Genomic DNA, 16075 nt, shown 5'->3' with positions numbered 1-16075 from the left:
GCTCCTTTGCCGAGTTCCAACCGGTTTCCGCTGCGTATGGCGGTGCTGGCGGTGATCGCCGTCGCGGTCGGCCTGGTGCTGGCCGAACGTCTGTACCGGGTGTTCGAAGTGCAGCTCTCGGGTCTGATACTGAGGGTTATCACCACATCGGGTGTCTTCGTCGCCGGTGAACGCGAGACTGTCTACTTTGGGTTGTCGGGCGATACTCCACTCGGGTTAAGAATGACTCCGGAATGCTCGTCGGCATTCATGTTGCTGCCGCTGTTGTTGGTGACCGCCGTCATGTTGTATTTCCGTCCGGGAAATGCGAAGCGGCTCTTCACTTCGTTGCTCATTTCCGCGATCGTCGTCATTCTTGTCAATCAGATGAGGGTTTTGGCCATCGTCGGACTCGTGAACGTGATGGGTATCGACGAAGGCTATTACTGGGGTCACACCTTGCTCGGCTCGATGGTCAGTGTCCTCGGTGGTGCGGTCGCCCTCGTCCTGTTCGTGTGGCTGAGCACCCGCAAGCCCCGCGCCGAACGCGTGGCCGCCTGATGGGCGGCGGATCGATCAAGATCCTTCTCGCGATCACGCAGGCCTTCGCGCTCACCATGAGCGTGGCGTTCATCGTGTACGTGGTGGTGATCGTCGTGCCGTATCTACGGCGCAAACCCGCGCCCGTCGGCGACGCGGCCGACTTCACCTGGCACTTCTTCGTTCCGTGCCGGGACGAACAGACCGTCATCCGGGAAACCGTGCGGTACCTGCGGTCGACGTTCCGGCACGCGCACGTCTGGGTCGTCGACGACGACTCCGAGGACCGCACGGCGCGCGTGGTCAAGTCGATCTGGCGGCGCAACGGCGGATACGACCCGTATCTGCACCTCGTTCCCCGGCGCCGTCCGGAAGCGAGGACGGGCAAGGGCGACGCGCTCAACGCGGCCTATCAGGCGCTCAACGACTGGATGGGCCCGGACGCGAGCCGTGACGACGTGGTCGTCGTGGTCGTCGACGCGGACGGACGGCCGGCGGAGAACTGCCTCGAGGTGTGCGCCGCGGACCATCTCTTCGGCGACGAGACGATCGGCGCCGTGCAGCTCGACGTCTGGATGGGCAACGCCGGAACCCGTCCGCCGGGGAAGAACTGGTTCTCCCGCGCCTTCGGGCTGAAGCTGGCCCAGATGCAGGATCTCGAGTTCCGCACGGCCATCGCGGCCATCCAGACCTCGCGCGGGTTCACGGGCACGATCTCCATGGGCGGCAACGGCCAGTTCACGCGACTGTCCGCATTGGACTCCATCGCCGGGCCGGACGAGCAGCCGTGGCGCGGCTCGCTGCTGGAGGACTTCGAACTCGGCGTCCACCTGCTGACCGCGGGCTGGCGGACCGGCTACACGCCGGATTCCCATGTGAAGCAGGAAGGGCTGTACAGCCTGCGGCGATTCCTGGTGCAGCGCACGCGTTGGGGCCAAGGGACGATGCAGTGTTCGCGGTATCTCCGGCGGATCTGGGATTCGCCGCATGTGAGCACGCTGGGCGCGGCGGAGATGATGTACTACCTCGCGCAGCCGTGGATGCAGCTGCTCGGCTCGCTGCTGTACCCGATCCCGTTCATCCTGCTGCTGTTCAGCACCGCGGGCGATCCGGCGCAGGTGTGGACCTGGTTCGCCGACGACGGCGCGTGGATCCTGTTCGCCATCTACGGCTCTTTCGGGCTGCTGCCGTTCATCGTGTGGGGCCCGATCTACCAGTACAAATGCCTGAAGAGCCGCAATGTCCTACGTGGACTGGGGATGGGCTTCGCCTACGCGCTGTACATCTACACGTTCTACATCACGTCTTGGCGGGCCCTGTTCCGGCTGGTGCGCGGGCGCAACGGCTGGTCCAAGACGCGGCGGAACACCGAGCACGCCCCCGGGGTCAAGGTCGCGCTGGACTCCTGACCCCGGGGACGGCCTCAGACGGCGGGCAGGATCCGGACGTCGTCCGCCTTCACGAAGGCGATGCGGTGTCCGAACTGGATCTGCACGTACTTCGTCTTGCCCTTCACGACGACGTGGTTCGCCGGATCGAACGTCGTCGCCGAGTAGTACTCCGAGCCGAGCATGTTGCCGAGCGAGTACCGCTGCCCGGCCGAGAACGTGTACGGCAGCGGGATCACCTGCTGCACCGGCACGTTCGCCGGATAGGCCTCGGCTTCGGGATACGCGCGGCCGAACACCGGCACGGTCGCCAGACCGGGCTTCGGCGTGACCACCAGCCCGAACGCGGGGCTCGTCGTGCGCTGGTCGCGGAACCAGCCCTTCTGGCCGAGGTACCAGATCGCCGTCCAGCCGTCACGCCGCTCGGCGACCACGTAACGCTGGCCGGTCTCCGCGCGGCTGCCGATGTCGGAAACGGCCATCGTGCTCGCCGAACCGTCCGGGCGCAGGCCGATGTCCTTGAGCAGCGGCGCGGTGTCGTTCGGCTCGCTGCGCAGCACGACCGAACCGGAACCCCTTGCCGGGCAAGGCTTTCCGGCGGTCTCGCAACCGGTGAAGGCGGGCTGGTTGGTGGCGAAGTCCGGCGTGATGGTCACCAGCGGCGAACCGGGACGGCCGAAACCGGACAGCGGCGCGCCCATCAGCTCGAAGTAGTGCGCCCAGTCCCAGTACGGGCCCGGATCCCAGTGCATGCCCTTGATGGTCGAGGGGATCGTGCCGGGGACGTTGTCGTGGCCGAGGATATGCGCGCGGTCGAGCGGGATGTCGTACTTCCGCGCCAGGTAGCCGACGAGCTTCGCGGAGGTGCGGTACATCGCCTCCGTGTACCAAGTGCCCTTCGCGGCGAAGCCCTCGTGCTCGATGCCGACGGACTTCGCGTTGACGTACCAGTTGCCCGCGTGCCAGGCGACGTCCTTCGTCGGCACGTGCTGTGCGATCTGGCCGTCCGAGGAGCGGATCGTGTAGTGCCAGCTCACGTACGTCGGGTCGGTGACAAGGTCCATCGCCGTGTCCCAGTAACCCTCGGTGTCGTGGATGATGATGTATTCGACCTTCTGGCTCTTCGGCCGGTCCGCCTTGTCGTGGTTGCCGTAGTCGTTGTTCGGCAGCTCCTGGTACGGCGCCGGCACCGAAAGGCACGAGACCTTCTTCGGGCACTCCGTCTTCGGGGTTTCCGCCTGGGCGCGCGCCGGGCTCACCGGTGACGCGGCGAGGGTGACGTTCTGACCGTCGTCGGTCCGGCGGCTGACGCCCTTGGAGATGGTGTCGAAGACTTCGTCGGCGAAGGACTGCGCTCCCTCGGCGTCCTTCGCGCCGCTGTAGCGCGCGACCGCGGCCCTCCAGTCGCCGGTCTCGCGCTGGTACTTCGCCAGCAGAGCGGCGCCACCGCGGATGTTCTGGGTGGTGTTCGTGCGCAGTGTCGCGACGTCCTGGCCGATGAGCGCGGCCGCGTCGTCGATGGTCTGGAGACCGGGAGGGGGAGGCTTCGGCGCCGGCGTCACCGGGAGTTTCGCCGGGCGGGCGTCGTCGCCGCGCGGGTCCTCCTCGCCTTCGTCGTGATGCGTGCCCGTGCCCGCTTCGCGCAGGTCGGTCAGGTGCATCGGGCCGTAGCCGGCGGACGTGCTCGGGGTGCCGGCGTTGAAATCCCAGCGCGACTCCAGGAAGGAGACGCCGAGGAGGACGTTCTCGGGGACGCCGAACTCCTGCGCGGCGGCCGCGAAGTCCCGCTGACGCTGCTGGTCCGCGGGGGCGGCTTCGGCGGGGACCGCGGCGAGGAGGCCGGCGGCGAGGCTGAGGATCGCGAGCCCGGCGGTCCGTTTGGAGCGGCGCCGGGTTACGGGACGGAAGGGACGCGGCATGGGCGTATACCCCCAGATGACTAGGTCTGCTCGAACAGGACCGACCCCAATGGTCGGAACCTAACCAGAAACCGGCTTCGTCCGTAAGGTCCCCGCGGATCGCGTTTAGCCCGCTAAACGCAGGTCGGTGGCAAGGTGGGGGGCATGGGTGGGGTGCGGGAGCTTCTGCAGGAGAAGGACCACGTCTTCCTCGACTTCGACGGTCCGGTGTGCGACGTGTTCGCCCGGCTGCCGGCGAGCGAGGTGGCGGACAGGCTCAAGCGCCTCGTCGAGCCCGAGGTGATCGCCTCGGCCGATCCGTTCGACGTGCTCCGGTTCGCGGCCTCGTGCGGGCCGAACGCCGCGAACGTCGTCGAACGGCAGCTCAGCCGCTTCGAAGGGGAGGCCGTCGCGCAGATCTCGCCGTCGCCCGGTGTGGCGGACGTGCTCCGTGACTGGCGTGCGCAGGGGTTCACGGTGACGATCGTCAGCAACAACTCGGTCGACGCGGTCAGGTCCTTCCTGGGACTGCACGACCTCGCCGAGCTCGTTCGCGGGATCATCGCGCGGACGACGAGCGACCCGGCGCGGCTGAAACCTCGGCCCGCGCTCCTCGACGCCGCGGTGAAGGCGCTCGGCACATCGCCCGGGCAGTGCGTCATGGTCGGCGACTCGGCCGCGGACATCCTGGCCGCTCGCGCCGCCGGTGTCGCTTCGATCGCCCTCGCGAAGACGCCCGCGAAGCGCAGGGCCCTCGCCGCCCTCGACCCCGATGCCCTGGTGACCGACCTCGCCGACCTGCGTTTAGCGGGCTAAACGCGATCCGGCGGTGCCGGGCGGGGCAAAACGGCCGGTCAGGGGCTCGGCGGCGGAGTTTCCCTGGGGTGAGCGGACCCTCCTTGCGAAGCTGGCACTCACATGGCTAGAGTGCTAATTGCACGGCCCGAACACGCCCCGGCACCCGCGACGGCGGGGGTGGTAGGAGCCGTAACTAATCCTGCCAACGCTTTCGACGACCGTGGAGGTCAACCCGGTGAGCGTGAACATCAAGCCGCTCGAGGACAAGATCGTTGTCCAGACGAGTGAGGCCGAGGAGACGACCGCTTCCGGCCTCGTCATCCCCGACACCGCCAAGGAGAAGCCCCAGGAGGGCAAGGTTCTGGCCGTGGGCCCGGGCCGCATCGACGACAAGGGCAACCGCGTCCCGCTCGACGTTTCCGTCGGCGACGTCGTCATCTACTCCAAGTACGGCGGCACCGAAGTGAAGTACAACGGTGAGGACTACTTGATCCTTTCCGCTCGCGACGTGCTGGCCGTCATCAACTGACGTCCGCTCTCAGCGCATGACGCCCCGGGCCCCGCATTGCCGGGGAACGGGGCGTTCGTGTTTTCCGAGCTTTAGAACTGGAAGGTAAGCGGAACAGGCCATGCCCAAGCAGATCAGTTTCGACGAGGACGCTCGTCGCGCGCTCGAGCGCGGGGTGAACAAGCTCGCCGACGCGGTCAAGGTCACCCTCGGCCCGCGCGGTCGCCACGTCGTGCTCGACAAGAAGTTCGGTGGCCCGACCATCACCCTCGACGGCGTCACCGTCGCTCGCGAGATCGAGCTCGACGACCCGTTCGAGAACCTCGGCGCCCAGCTCGCCAAGAGCGTCGCCACCAAGACCAACGACGTCGCCGGTGACGGCACCACGACCGCGACCGTGCTCGCGCAGTCGCTGGTGAAGGTCGGCCTGCGCAACGTCGCCGCCGGTGCCAACCCGACCGCCGTCGGCCGTGGCATCGAGGCCGCCGCGGAGAAGGTCATCGCGGTCCTCAAGGACAAGGCGACCCCGGTCAAGGGTCGCGACAACATCGCACAGGTCGGCACCGTCACCTCGCGTGACGCGGCCATCGGCGCCCTGCTCGGCGAGGCCGTCGAGCGGGTCGGCGAAGACGGTGTCATCACGATCGAGGAGTCGTCCACGCTGGCGACCGAGCTCGTGATCACCGAGGGTGTCCAGTTCGACAAGGGTTTCCTGTCGGCGCACTTCGCGACCAACCCGGAGGAGCAGAAGGCGATCCTCGAGGACGCCTACATCCTGCTCGTCCGCGAGAAGATCTCGGCGCTGGCCGACCTGCTCCCGGTGCTGGAGAAGGTCGTCGAGGCGAAGAAGCCGCTGCTGATCATCGCCGAGGACGTCGACGGCGAAGCGCTGTCCACCCTCGTGGTGAACTCGCTGCGCAAGACGATCACCGCCGTCGCGGTCAAGGCGCCGTTCTTCGGTGACCGCCGCAAGGCGTTCCTGGACGACCTCGCGGTCGTCACCGGCGGTGAGGTCATCTCGGCCGAGATCGGGCACAAGCTGTCCGAGACCACGCTGGCCCAGCTGGGCAACGCCCGCCGGATCGTCGTCACCAAGGACGACACCACGCTCGTCGACGGTGCCGGCACCAAGGACGACATCGCGGGCCGTGTCGCGCAGATCCGCAAGGAGATCGAGAACACCGACTCCGACTGGGACCGCGAAAAGCTGCAGGAGCGGCTGGCGAAGCTCGGCGGCGGTGTCGCGGTGATCAAGGTCGGCGCGGCCACCGAGACCGAGCTGAACGAGCGCAAGCACCGCATCGAGGACGCCGTGGCTTCGACCAAGGCGGCCGTCGAGGAGGGCATCCTGCCCGGCGGTGGCTCGGCTCTCGTGCACGCGGTCAAGGAGCTCGACGGCTCCCTCGGCCTCGAAGGCGACGAAGCGACCGGTGTGCGCATCGTCCGTGACGCGCTGTCCGCCCCGTTGTTCTGGATCGCGACCAACGCGGGCCACGAGGGTGCGGTCATCGTGAACAAGGTCCAGGAGCAGAACTGGGGGCACGGTTTCAACGCCGCCACCGGTGAGCTCACCGACCTGCTGGCCGCCGGCATCGTCGACCCGGTCAAGGTGACCCGGTCCGCGGTGGCGAACGCCGCTTCCATCGCCCGGCTCGTGCTCACGACGGAGAGCTCCGTCGTCGAGAAGCCGGTCGAGGAGGAGCCCGCCGCGGCCGGTCACGGCCACGCGCACTAGTTCCACCCCTGAAACGGGGCGGCACTCCACTCGGAGTGCCGCCCCGTTTTCGCTGTCCCGCCCCTCGCGCGCCCGGATCGCGTTTAGCCCGCTAAACGCGATCCGGCCACGGGACCGCAGGCAGAGCGACTTTCGCGGGCTAATCGCGATCTGGCCGGCGACCCTCGCCCACTTGCGTTTAGCGGGCTAAACGCGATCTGGCCGCCTGGGCCCGCCCACCTGCGTTTAGCGGGCTAAACGCGATCCGGTGCCCGGAGACGCGGAAGGGCGGCACCCCACCCGGATGCCGCCCTTCCGCGTTGCCGACTCGGCCGGATCAGCCGTTCGACATGCTCAATTGGCGCTTGTCAGCCTTGATGATGTGCTCGCGTTCCGATTCCGACAGCCCGCCCCAGATCCCGTACGGCTCGTGCACGGCGAGTGCGTGGTTCCGGCACATGGCCAGTACCGGGCAGGCGAGGCACACGGCTTTGGCCCGCGCCTCGCGGCGGGCTCTGGCCGGCCCGCGCTCGCCGTCAGGGTGAAAGAAGGACGCGCTGTCCATGCCTCGGCACGACCCTTCGAGCTGCCAGTCCCATACATCCGCGTTGGGCCCCGGGAGCCTGCGTGTGTCCGCCATCCTGACCGCCTCCGTCATCCGGTCGAAGCGTTTACCTGCTCTGCTGCGCTGCGGATACTCCATTCGGTGCAACGGCGGTAACGTTAGAAGCGCGCCAATACTTGTTCAAGAGATTCAAGACGATTCAGCCGTTAGGCATCCCCCGGATGTGTGAGCCCTACTTTCCGCTCCGGTTGCCCCTGTCCCGGCCTGCCTGGATATTGGGTCGAGTGGGATCTCGGACCAGCAGTGAAGAACCCACCCTGCCGGTGGCCTCCGTCGCTCGCCGGCTCGGGGTCGCACCGTCCACCCTGCGCACCTGGGACCGCAGATACGGCGTAGGACCGAGCCGCCACACCAACGGCCGTCACCGTCGCTACGGCAGTTCCGACATCGGCCGTCTCGAACTGATGCAGCGAGCGCTTCTTCGCGGCGCCTCGACGGCTGAAGCGGCGAAGTACGCGCTCGAGCAGATGCCCCGGACGGCGACGGAGCCTCCGGAATCCGCCGTCGTCCAAGTGGCGGAGCAGTCCGCCGCGCCGGCCGCGGAGGATCACGACGTCCCGTCCCGCCTCGCCAGGCGGTTGAGCACGGCCGCGCTCGCGATGGATTTCGGTGCGGTCCAGCGCATGCTCGCCGACACGATCCGCGAGCTCGGCGTCCTGCCAGCCTGGACGGGTGTCGTGTCCCCGGTCCTGACCGCGCTCGGCGCACGCTGGCGTGGCGTGAGCGCCGGTGCGGAGGTCGAGTATCTGCTCGCCGAATGCGTGTACGCCGCCCTCGTCCGCGCGACGCCGGTGCTCCGCGAACCGCGTAACCAACGCCCGGTCCTGCTGACCTGCGTCCCGGACGAGCGCGACAACCTGCCCATGTACGCGCTCGCCGCGGCGCTGGCGGGCCGCCGGATCGGCGCCCAGCTGTTCGGGGCGTCCCTGCCTGCCGAGGTGCTCGCGGTGACCGTCCGGCGCAGCGTCCCGGCGGCGGTCGTCCTGTGGTCGGGACGGCGCGCGACCGCGGACCCGCGCCTGTTCGCCAGGGTGTCCCGCGGCCGTCAGCGCAGCAGGCTGTTCGCGTGCGGTCCCGGCTGGGATCCCGCCACGCTCCCGGACAAGATCGAACTGCTCGGCGAGCTGACGACCGCCGCCGACCGGATCGAGCACGTTCTTGTCGGTGCGAGGCGATAGAAAGGACGCATGGAATCGTCCTTGCGGTCCGCCGCGTTCGGTGACGGCGTGCCGCCGCCGGACCCCTTCGCGGTGCCCGCGTCGCCTCGCGGACGGTTGCTCGCCGCGATCGGGCTCGGCGCCCGCGGCCGGTACGCGGCGGCGGCCACGCTGCTGAACGGGTTGCGCGCGAGTGGTGGCCCGGTGCTCGCGTCGCTGGCCGCGAGCACGCTGGCGTCGCATCGGCGGCAGCTGGGCGGGCACGCGGCGGCGCTCGTCCTCGACGGCGAGGCGCTCTCGTCGGTGATCTCGGAGCCGCTGGGCGAACCCGACCCCGACGGTCTGGACGCCGAGGGAGCGCGGGCGGACGCCCTCCTGGGGCTCGCGGCGGACAATCTCGGGCGCGGCAGGCTGACCGCCGCCCGGCGGTTGCTCGCCCGTGCGAGCGTGCACTCCGGCAACTGGCGGACCCGGACCAGGGCCGGTTGGGTGGGCGCGGAAATCGAACTGGCGGGTAACCTTTCCGAGGCGGCCATCGCACCTGCGGAAATGGCGTTGGAAACCGCGCATGCCAGGGGTGCTTGCCGACATGTCGTCAAATCGCGGCTCGTACTCGCCGTGGCGATCGCGAATGGCGGTTCCGCTGAGCGGGAGCGTGCGAAAGCGCTGGTCGAGAGCGCGCGCGAAACCGCCGAGAAATACGAATTCAATTCACTTCTGTGGGTGGCATGCCTGCTCGAGGCGGACTTCGGGGCAGGACACGCCGATGAGTATCGATTCAGAAGTGCCGAACTGTTGCACGCAGTGTTACGGCATGCGGATCCTTGCGGGAGGTGGCTCGCCCGGCAATCTCCGTGGGTCCCCCACTGAGGGCGTCTAGCCTGTTGGAGGGCCCATTCCGGCAACCGGGCTAAGAACTTTCAAAAAAAGCCACCGGATCGTGTCAAGGTTCGGGCTAAAGCGTCCGATAGGGGAAGTGGAATGTCACCCGGCTGCAGGAAGGAAACCCCGTGACGACGGTCTTGATCTGCGACGACCGACGCAGTGTCCGCGAAGGGCTCACTCGAGTGATGTCCGCGGTCCCAGGGGTCAGTCGCATCGACTGCGTAGCGCACGGTGACGAGCTGCTGGCCCGGTACTCCCGTCAGCCGGTCGACGTCGTGCTGGTCGGAACCCAGCGCGCTGTCCCGACTGGCGTCGAAGCCACCCGGCGGCTCGTCTCAGCGAACCCCCAAGCGAACGTGATCGTGTTCGGCGCCCCGGACGACGCGGGCAGCATCGCCGCCGCCATCGCCGGCGGCGCACGCGGCTACCTGCGCTGGGATGCCTCGCGTCCCGAGCTGGTCGCCGCGCTGGCGCACACGCTGGCAAGCACCTCGGTGCCGGCGCCGCGCCAGCCGTCCGACCCCGGCGTCCAGCTCACCGAGCGCGAGCTTCAGGTGCTTCGCGGGATGAGCCAGGGCAAGAGCAACGGACAGATCGGCCGCGAGCTGTACCTGTCCGAAGACACCGTGAAGACCCACGCGCGCCGCTTGTTCCGCAAGCTCGGCGTTCGGGACCGCGCTCAGGCGGTCGCCCACGGATTCCGCCGTGGACTTGTTTCCTGACAACGCTTTCCTGATTTCATCGGTCAGATTGCACAACGGGTGACGAACGGGCCGGGGGAGTACCCCTGGCCCGTACCTGTGTTCCCTGTCACGCTTCGCGCATTTATGTTCGACGCTCAGGCACTCTTGCCCGAGCGAGTCCGCCTCTGGGCGGACCGTCGTACCCCTCTGCGTTCCGGCTCGTTGAAAGTTCGACTACGAGCGAAGGGAACCAGGAAGACCCGGGTTCAGCGTGCTCGCCGGAGAGGCGGCGCGCCGATGACGGCCGTCAGTGAAGGTGACGGACCCGGGCGGTACGGTAGCTGTCACCGGTAGTGGTCTCCGAAGTCACGCGCCGGACTCTTTGCACGCCTATACGTAACACTGGGACTGTTGTCTGCGATGGCCAATGTGGGGGACGGACTGGATGAGCCGGTCGCCGCTGCTGTTGAGGGTGATCCTCAAGCGGTCGAGCGGTTGCTGGCGGCCATCCGTCCTTTGGTAGTGCGGTACTGCCGCGCTCGGGTTGGCAGGCAGGAGCGTTCGTTCGCTTCCGCAGACGACGTTGCTCAGGAGGTGTGTCTCGCGGTGCTCACGGCATTGCCTTCGTACCGTGATCAGGGCCGCCCGTTCCTGGCCTTCGTCTACGGGATCGCCCAGCACAAGGTGGCCGACGCGCATCGCGCCGCGGCCCGTAATCGCGCCGAACCGGTCGCCGAAGTCCCCGACGAGGTCGAGGGTGGCGTCGGTCCCGAGCAGCGTGCTCTCCAAGGCGAGCTGAACGAGCGTATGTCGCAGCTGCTGCGCGTCCTCCCCGACAAACAGCGTGAGATCGTGGTCCTGCGGGTTGTCGTGGGATTGTCCGCCGAAGAGACGGCGGAGGCCGTGGGGTCCACCCCCGGCGCCGTCCGGGTGGCCCAGCATCGCGCCCTCGCGCGCCTACGTAAGGTTCTGGCCGCTGAGGAGGTGATCTGAGTGACCGATCGCGACCGTCGGTTCTCCCCTGGGACCGATCGTGAACTGACGGCTTTCGAAAGAGGGCTGACGCCCTCGGAAGCCGAGTTCGCCGCTGATCTGTCGGCCGTCCAGGCCGACGACGCGCTGCTCGACGCTCTCGGTGGCTCGGATCCGAAGATGGCCGACGACCTCGGCGATCAAGAACTCAACGCCCTGCTGCTGGCCTGGCGTCGTGACATCGACAGTGAGCCGCTCGCGGAACTCGTCGACGTCGACACCGCCGTCGTCACCGTGAAGACCGCCGCGCTCGCCCGCAAACACGGGGGAAGACGCCGGCTGCTGGTCCCGGTGGCCGCCGCCGCGGCCGTCCTGGCCATCGCCTTCGCCGGTACCGGTCTCGCCGCGAAGGACGCGCAGCCTGGTGACACTCTCTGGGGCCTGACCAAGGTGCTTTACGCCGACCACGCCCGGTCGGTCGAGGCCGCCGCGGCGGCCAAACTCGATCTCGAGAAGGCCAACCTCGCGCTCGCCGGCGGGCGCCTCGACGACGCCCGCAAGGCGCTCGACGAGGCTCAGGCCGCGCTGAGCCAGGTGACCGACGAAGAGAACCGCGATCAGCTGCTCGAACAGCACCGCCAGCTGAGCGCTCAGCTGCAGAACCCCGGTCAGCAGCCGCTGCCCCCGGATCAGCAGCCGCCGTCGCAGACCCCGGTCGCGACCACTCCGCAGCCCACTCCGCAGCCGACGGCTCCGCCGACTTCGCTGCCGGGAGGCGGAAACCCCGGCACGACATTGCCGGGCACCACGACTCCCTCGCCGACTCCGCCGGCCACGACCAGCGAGCCCCCGCCGCCCACGACGTCGACCACGCCGCCGGCTTCGGGCAACGATCCGGGCGGCTCGCGGAACGAGCCTTCGCCGGGTGCCGGAGCGCAGGCTCCCGCCGGCGCGGTCGAGACGCCGTAACACCCCAGAACGCCGAAAGGGCCTGGTGAGATCACTCTCACCAGGCCCAAATCGCGTTTAGCGGGCTAAACGCGCTCAGTAGGCGCTTTCGTTGGCCGTGACACCGTCCGCGAAGCCGCGGCAGTAGTCCCAGCTCACGTAGTCACCGGGGTTCGGGTCGAACGCGGGCTCGTGCGGCCGCATGCGGCCGTCGGAGAGCAGCTGCTCGAGACTGGCGCGCAGCAGATGCCAGTCGTGGTAGTGGGGTTCGTCGCATTCACCGCAGTCGACCACGATCCCGCGTACTCCGCGCGGCTCGAGAAGCGCCTGGTAGACGGCGAGATCGGAGAGGTCGGCCAGCAACTCGGTGCGTTCTTCGTCGCTGATCGGCTCGTCGAGCCGGTCGGCGTCGTCGATGAACGCGCGGGCCGGGTCGTCCGGGTCATCCGCGAACGGGTCTGGGGGCAACGCATCTTGCGGCACGCCTGCACGCTACCGGGCGCCCACCCGGGCCGGGCGGCCGCCCGGCCCGGATATCATGAGGGGCAGGCCCTCGCGTCGCTACAGCGACACGTTCATCACCGCTAGGAAGGCCCTTCGCCTGCTATGACCAGCGACAGCGTCACCGCCCCCGTCCCGAGCAAGTTCGCCATGCTCGGGCTGACCTTCGACGACGTGCTGCTGCTGCCGGCCGAGTCCGACGTGGTGCCCAGCGCGGTCAGCACCCGCACCCGGCTCTCGCGCAACGTCACCCTGAACATCCCGCTGGTCTCCGCCGCCATGGACACGGTCACCGAGGGCCGGATGGCCATCGCGATGGCACGCCAGGGCGGGATGGGCGTGCTGCAGCGCAACCTGCCGATCGACGACCAGGCGGCCGCCGTCGAGGTCGTGAAGCGTTCCGAAGCGGGCATGGTGACCGACCCGGTCACGTGCTCGCCCGAGGACACCCTCGCCGAGGTCGACGCCCTGTGCGCGCGGTTCCGGATCTCCGGCGTGCCCGTCACGGACGCCGCCGGGACGCTGGTGGGCATCATCACCAACCGCGACATGCGGTTCGAGGTCGACCACACCCGCGCGGTGCACGAGGTGATGACGAAGCCGCCGCTGGTCACCGCGCAGGTCGGCGTCACCGCGGAGGCCGCGCTCGGGCTGCTGCGCCGCCACAAGATCGAGAAGCTGCCCATCGTCGACGGCGCCGGCAAGCTGCGCGGGCTGATCACGGTCAAGGACTTCGTCAAGACCGAGCAGTACCCCAACGCCTCCAAGGACACCAACGGCCGCCTGATCGTCGGTGCCGCCGTCGGGGTCGGCCCGGACGGGCACAAGCGCGCGATGGCGCTGGCAGACGCCGGGGTGGACGTGCTGATGGTCGACACCGCGCACGGGCATTCCCGCGCCGTCGTCGAGACCGTCGCGCTGCTGAAGAAGGAACTGGGCGACACCGTCGACATCGTCGGCGGCAACGTCGCGACCCGGGCCGGCGCACAGGCGCTGGTGGACGCGGGCGCGGACGGGATCAAGGTCGGCGTCGGCCCCGGTTCCATCTGCACCACCCGTATCGTCGCCGGGGTCGGCGTGCCGCAGATCTCCGCGATCTACGAGGCCGACCAGGCGGCGCGCCCGGCGGGGATCCCGGTGATCGGCGACGGCGGCATCCAGTACTCGGGTGACATCGCGAAGGCGATCGCGTCCGGCGCGTCCACGGTGATGCTCGGCAGCCTGCTCGCGGGCACCGCCGAATCGCCCGGCGACCTGATCCTGGTCAACGGCAAGCAGTTCAAGACCTACCGCGGCATGGGCTCGCTGGGCGCCATGCAGTCGCGCGGCCAGGCGAAGTCCTACTCGAAGGACCGTTACGCCCAGGACGACGTGCTGAGCGAGGACAAGCTGGTCCCCGAGGGCATCGAGGGGCGGATCCCGTTCCGCGGGCCGCTCGCGAACGTCGTCCACCAGCTGGTGGGCGGGCTGCGGTCGGGGATGGGCTACGCGGGCGCGTCGACGATCCCCGAGCTGCAGGAGGCGCAGCTGGTGCGGATCACCGCGGCCGGGCTCAAGGAGAGCCACCCGCACGACATCACGATGACCGTCGAGGCGCCGAACTACACCACCCGTTAGTCCGCCCCTTAGGACACTTACCCATCCGGTTCCGTTCCCGGGAGACTTGGCCCGCTGATCAAGTCTCCTGGGAGGAATCCGATGTCTTTCACGTCGCGCCGGACCGCGCTCGCCGTCTTCGCCGCCGCCGCCCTCGGGCTCGGCGGCGGGGTGGCGGCTTCCGCCGTCCCCACCGCTTCCGCCGCCCCGTCCGCGCCTTCCGCGCCCGAGGCCGCCGCTCTTCAGGCGTCGCCGGGTGAGCTGTGGAAGCGCACCGAGCTGTATTTCGGGACGACGAAGCCGGGCGGCGGGGAGCTGACCGACGCGGAGTTCGCCGCGTTCACCGACAAGGCCGTCACGCCGAGGTTCCCGGACGGGTTCACCGAGCTGACCGGGCGCGGCCAGTGGCGCGGTTCGGATGGTGTGATCTCGCGGGAGAAGTCGAAGGTGATCGTGGTCGTGTACCCGTTCACCGATCGCGACGCGAACCGCGAGATCGAGGAGATCCGGACCGACTACAAGAAGGCCTTCGCGCAGGAATCCGTCCTCCGGACCGACTCGGTGGAGAAGGTCTCCTTCTGACCCGAGCGCCTTTAGCGGGCTAAACGCGAAACGGGTGGGGCGCATGGGGCTGGTGTGACTTCCGGCCCGGTTCGGGTGCCCCGTGCGCAGGTCACCCACGCGGCCTAGCGACAATGGGGTGTAACGGTCGTCGGTGAGAAGGGACTTGACGTGCGGGATCTGGTCGAGATCGGCATGGGCCGCACCGCGCGGCGGGCGTATGACCTCGATGACGTGGAGATCGTGCCGTCGCGGCGCACCCGGTCGTCGTCGGTCGTGTCCACCGCCTGGCAGATCGACGCGTACCGGTTCGAGCTGCCGCTGGTCACGCACCCCACCGACGCGATCGTGTCGCCGGGGACCGCGGTGGCCGTCGGCGAGCTGGGCGGGCTGGGCGTCCTCAACGCCGAAGGGCTCTGGGCACGGCACCCCAACGTCGAGGACGCGATCTTCCGCCTCGTCCGGGCCGCCGAGGACACCGAGGACCCGACCGCGATCGTGCGTGAGCTGCAGGAGCTGCACTCCGCCCCGATCCGGCTGGACCTGCTGACCGAGGCGATCAAGACCGTCCGCGAGTCCGGGGTCACCGTGGCCGCGCGGGTCAGCCCGCAGCACGCCGCCGAGCTCACGCCGGATCTGCTCGCGGCGGGCGTCGAGATCCTCGTCGTGCAGGGCACGATCATCTCGGCCGAGCACGTCCAGCGTGACGCCGAGCCGCTGGACCTGAAGGACTTCATCGGGCGGCTCGACGTCCCGGTGATCGCGGGTGGCGTCAGCGACTACCGCACCGCGATGCACCTGATGCGCACCGGCGCGGCCGGCGTCATCGTCGGGCACGGGTCGACCCGCGGCGTGACGAGCACCGACAGCGTGCTGGGGATCGGGACGCCGATGGCGACCGCGATCGTCGACGCCGCGGCCGCGCGGCGCGACTACCTCGACGAGACCGGCGGCCGGTACGTCCACGTGCTCGCCGACGGCGGGATGAGCACGTCCGGCGACATCGCGAAGGCCATCGCCTGCGGTGCCGACGCGGTCATGCTGGGCGCGCCACTGGCCGCCGCCTCCGAGGCGCCGGGGCAGGGGCTGTACTGGACGTCGGCGGCCGCGCACCCGTCGCTGCCGCGTTCGCGCGTGGCGCTGGGGCCGGACTACGCCGTCGACCTGAAGACGCTCCTGTTCGGGCCGTCCTCGGACGCCGAGGGTGTCGTGAACCTCTTCGGCGCGCTTCGCCGCGCGATGGCGAAGACGGGCTACTCGGACCTGAAGGAGTTCCAGCGGGTGGGCCTGACCGTCCGCCGCTGACGCTCGCTTCCCGGCCC

16 protein-coding genes are annotated in these 16075 nt (G+C 69.1%); 13 read left to right on the top strand and 3 right to left on the bottom strand.

What is annotated here, in order from left to right:
- The first annotated feature begins 36 nt into the window (after positions 1-36).
- Positions 37-540 (top strand): exosortase P, encoded by a 504-nt coding sequence (gene xrtP / locus ACFWIW_RS17455; protein ID WP_378369485.1) that lies wholly within the window; start codon positions 37-39, stop codon positions 538-540.
- The gene (locus ACFWIW_RS17450; protein ID WP_378369391.1) at positions 540-1928 is read left to right on the top strand and encodes a glycosyltransferase; all 1389 of its coding nucleotides are present in this window, start codon (positions 540-542) and stop codon (positions 1926-1928) included. Before xrtP ends, ACFWIW_RS17450 begins: the two co-directional genes overlap by 1 nt.
- A 14-nt stretch (positions 1929-1942) precedes the next feature.
- Here ACFWIW_RS17450 and ACFWIW_RS17445 read toward each other — a convergent pair whose 3' ends face one another.
- A complete protein-coding gene (locus ACFWIW_RS17445; RefSeq protein WP_378369390.1) occupies positions 1943-3826 on the bottom strand; it encodes an N-acetylmuramoyl-L-alanine amidase in 1884 nt (627 codons plus the stop codon).
- Between the two features lie 144 nt (positions 3827-3970).
- Here ACFWIW_RS17445 and ACFWIW_RS17440 point away from each other — a divergent pair, with 144 nt between their 5' ends.
- The 3 genes from ACFWIW_RS17440 (at position 3971) to groL (ending at position 6846) form a co-directional block, all read left to right on the top strand.
- On the top strand, positions 3971-4621 hold the full coding sequence (locus ACFWIW_RS17440; protein ID WP_378369389.1) for an HAD family hydrolase: 651 nt from the start codon (positions 3971-3973) through the stop codon (positions 4619-4621).
- Between the two features lie 217 nt (positions 4622-4838).
- The gene (gene groES, locus ACFWIW_RS17435; protein WP_007031106.1) at positions 4839-5132 is read left to right on the top strand and encodes a co-chaperone GroES; all 294 of its coding nucleotides are present in this window, start codon (positions 4839-4841) and stop codon (positions 5130-5132) included.
- Between the two features lie 100 nt (positions 5133-5232).
- Entirely contained in the window at positions 5233-6846 is a 1614-nt protein-coding gene (groL, locus tag ACFWIW_RS17430) for a chaperonin GroEL (protein WP_378369388.1), read from the top strand.
- Positions 6847-7162: 316 nt separating this feature from the next.
- On the opposite strand, the gene ACFWIW_RS17425 is transcribed toward groL, so the two are convergent.
- On the bottom strand, positions 7163-7483 hold the full coding sequence (locus ACFWIW_RS17425; RefSeq protein WP_073847344.1) for a WhiB family transcriptional regulator: 321 nt from the start codon (positions 7481-7483) through the stop codon (positions 7163-7165).
- Between the two features lie 230 nt (positions 7484-7713).
- On the opposite strand from ACFWIW_RS17425, the gene ACFWIW_RS17420 reads away from it, so the two are divergent.
- The 5 genes from ACFWIW_RS17420 to ACFWIW_RS17400 all read left to right on the top strand — a co-directional run bounded on the left by ACFWIW_RS17420 (position 7714) and on the right by ACFWIW_RS17400 (position 12116).
- Positions 7714-8628 carry a MerR family transcriptional regulator gene (locus ACFWIW_RS17420; protein WP_378369484.1) on the top strand — a complete coding sequence of 305 codons (915 nt, stop codon included), beginning with the start codon at positions 7714-7716 and terminating at the stop codon, positions 8626-8628.
- 9 nt (positions 8629-8637) lie between these two features.
- Complete coding sequence (locus tag ACFWIW_RS17415; RefSeq protein ID WP_378369387.1) at positions 8638-9477, top strand: hypothetical protein; 840 nt, start codon at positions 8638-8640, stop codon at positions 9475-9477.
- Positions 9478-9617: 140 nt separating this feature from the next.
- The gene (locus ACFWIW_RS17410) at positions 9618-10214 is read left to right on the top strand and encodes a response regulator transcription factor (RefSeq protein WP_003073605.1); all 597 of its coding nucleotides are present in this window, start codon (positions 9618-9620) and stop codon (positions 10212-10214) included.
- A 381-nt stretch (positions 10215-10595) separates the two neighbouring features.
- Positions 10596-11168, top strand: coding sequence for a sigma-70 family RNA polymerase sigma factor (locus ACFWIW_RS17405; protein ID WP_026467317.1), 573 nt, complete (start codon positions 10596-10598; stop codon positions 11166-11168).
- Positions 11169-12116 carry an anti-sigma-D factor RsdA gene (locus ACFWIW_RS17400; protein ID WP_378369386.1) on the top strand — a complete coding sequence of 316 codons (948 nt, stop codon included), beginning with the start codon at positions 11169-11171 and terminating at the stop codon, positions 12114-12116.
- A 75-nt stretch (positions 12117-12191) separates the two neighbouring features.
- Here ACFWIW_RS17400 and ACFWIW_RS17395 read toward each other — a convergent pair whose 3' ends face one another.
- Complete coding sequence (locus ACFWIW_RS17395) at positions 12192-12578, bottom strand: DUF5319 domain-containing protein (RefSeq protein ID WP_378369385.1); 387 nt, start codon at positions 12576-12578, stop codon at positions 12192-12194.
- Positions 12579-12701: 123 nt separating this feature from the next.
- Between ACFWIW_RS17395 and guaB the strand changes: the two genes are divergently transcribed.
- The 3 genes from guaB to ACFWIW_RS17380 all read left to right on the top strand — a co-directional run bounded on the left by guaB (position 12702) and on the right by ACFWIW_RS17380 (position 16058).
- Positions 12702-14213 carry an IMP dehydrogenase gene (gene guaB, locus ACFWIW_RS17390; protein ID WP_126736620.1) on the top strand — a complete coding sequence of 504 codons (1512 nt, stop codon included), beginning with the start codon at positions 12702-12704 and terminating at the stop codon, positions 14211-14213.
- Between the two features lie 81 nt (positions 14214-14294).
- Positions 14295-14774: a DUF3574 domain-containing protein gene (locus ACFWIW_RS17385; protein ID WP_378369384.1), complete on the top strand. Its 480-nt coding sequence runs from the start codon at positions 14295-14297 to the stop codon at positions 14772-14774.
- A gap of 150 nt (positions 14775-14924) precedes the next feature.
- Positions 14925-16058 (top strand): GuaB3 family IMP dehydrogenase-related protein, encoded by a 1134-nt coding sequence (locus tag ACFWIW_RS17380; RefSeq protein WP_378369383.1) that lies wholly within the window; start codon positions 14925-14927, stop codon positions 16056-16058.
- Positions 16059-16075: the final 17 nt, after the last annotated feature.

Origin of the sequence: Amycolatopsis sp. NPDC058340, from assembly GCF_042723975.1 — a bacterium.
Classification (GTDB): domain Bacteria; phylum Actinomycetota; class Actinomycetes; order Mycobacteriales; family Pseudonocardiaceae; genus Amycolatopsis.
Note: the sequence above shows the minus strand (reverse complement) of the source record. Positions and strands in the feature narration are given on the sequence as shown.